The organism is Archangium sp. (assembly GCF_036389735.1).
GTDB lineage: Bacteria > Myxococcota > Myxococcia > Myxococcales > Myxococcaceae > Archangium.
This window is the reverse complement of sequence record NZ_DASVWK010000170.1, coordinates 1-2001: the sequence shown is the minus strand read 5'-3', so window position 1 is coordinate 2001 and position 2001 is coordinate 1. Positions and strand designations below refer to the sequence as shown.

The following is a 2001-nucleotide window of genomic DNA, read 5'->3' as shown; positions in this document are numbered from 1 at the left end:
CGGCCCTTCGGCCTGAAGTTCGTGCAGTGGTCCGTCGGCAATACCATCGACATGACCTCGCTGGACGTGGAGTCCTGCCGGCAGTTCTACCAGGTGCTGCACATGCGCGCGGGCATGGAGGCGCTCCTCCAGCCGAGGTTCGTGGCGGCGCTGATGGCCTACAACCTCAAGACGCTGTTCGTCCCGCTCGAGCAGCGGGCCAACGTGGACACGATGCCACTCGCCCCGGGCAAGCAGCAGGCTCCCCCGGCCGAGGACAAGCGCAACTCCGCCGCCGCCTAGGGCGTGGGGCTCGGGTCAGGGGTTGGCGTGCCGTGAAAGGGGGTTGTAGAACTCCACCCCCGAAACGGCCGTCCCCCCTGGGAGCCCCCACGCATGTCCGACGCAGCCAAGAAGACCGACTCCGCCCAGAGCGGAGCCGAGTTCCAACCCTACATCTCCGCGGACCGGACCGACGTCGCTGAGTTCACCCCGAAGGCCATCATCATCGGCGTCATCTTCGGCGTCATCTTCGGTGCGGCGACGGTGTACCTGGCCCTGAAGGCGGGCCTGACCGTCTCGGCCTCCATCCCCATCGCGGTGCTCGCCATCTCCCTGCTCAAGAAGCTGGGCGGCTCGACGATTCTGGAGAACAACGTCGTCCAGACGATCGGCTCGGCGGGCGAGTCCATCGCCGCGGGTGTGGTCTTCACCCTGCCCGGCTTCCTCTTCTTGAGCACCGACAGCAAGGGCTCGAGCTTCTTCGAGTACTGGACCATCTTCACGCTGGCGCTGCTGGGCGGAGTGCTGGGCACGCTGATGATGGTGCCGCTGCGCCGCTCGCTCATCGTCAAGGAGCACGGCAACCTGCCCTACCCCGAGGGCACGGCGTGCGCCTCGGTGCTCATCGCCGGTGAGAAGGGTGGAGACCTGGCGAAGATCGCCTTCCAGGGCGTGGGCTTCGCCTTCGTGTACGCGCTGCTGCAGAAGATCGTGAAGCTCATCGCCGAGACGCCGGCGCTGGTGACGAAGCAGACGAACAAGTACTTCCCGTCGGCCACGCTCAACGCCGACATCACCCCCGAGTACATGGGCGTGGGCTACATCGTCGGCCCGAGGATCGCCGGCGTGCTGGTGGCCGGTGGCGTGCTGGCGTGGCTGGGCATCATCCCACTGCTGGCCTCGGTGGTGCCGGCGGACACCATCGCCGGGCAGCTGGTGAAGCTGGGCTATCTGCAGAGCCTCACCACCGCGGGCGGTCGTGGCGGGTGGGATCCAGTGACGCACACCTTCCGGGACACGGCGAGCGCCATCTACTTCGCCTACGTGCGGCAGATCGGCGCGGGCGCGGTGGCGGCGGGCGGCTTCATCACGCTGCTCAAGACGCTGCCCACCATCATCACGGCCTTCAAGGAGAGCCTCGCGTCGTTCAAGGACGGGGCCACGGCGGCGGCGATGAAGCGCACCGAGCGCGACCTGCCCATCACCTTCGTGCTCTTCGGCAGCGTGGGCCTCATCCTGACGATGGCGGCGCTGCCCTTCCTGCCGGGGACGGTGTTCGGCCGCCTGCTGCTGGGCATCCTCATCGTGGTGTTCGGCTTCTTCTTCGTGACGGTGGCCTCGCGCATCGTGGGCATCATCGGCTCGTCGTCCAACCCCATCTCCGGCATGACGATCGCCACGCTGATGGCCACCTGCCTCATCTTCGTGGGCATCGGCTGGACGGGGGACGTGTACCAGCCCATGGCGCTGTGCGTGGGTGGCATGGTGTGCATCGCCGCGGCGAACGCGGGCGCCACGTCGCAGGATCTGAAGACGGGCTACCTGGTGGGCGCCACCCCGAGAGCGCAGCAGATCGGCCTGATGATTGGCGCGGTGGCGGCGGCGGTGGTCATCGGCCTCACCATGAAGCTGCTGGACACACCGAACGCCGAGATGCGGGCGCAGGGCGTGGAGCACATGATCGGCACGGCCGCGTTCCCCGCGCCGCAGGGCACGCTCATGGCCACGCTCATCAAGGGC

1 protein-coding gene and 1 pseudogene are annotated in these 2001 nt (G+C 67.8%); both read left to right on the top strand.

Translation table 11 applies throughout. The features are described 5' to 3' along the window. Nucleotides 1-282 (top strand): annotated as a pseudogene (locus VF794_RS06350) (hypothetical protein); the annotation flags it as partial. Nucleotides 283-375: 93 nt separating this feature from the next. After that, the coding region (locus tag VF794_RS06345) for an OPT family oligopeptide transporter (protein ID WP_331108284.1) at nucleotides 376-2001 on the top strand (1626 nt) is incomplete at its 3' end.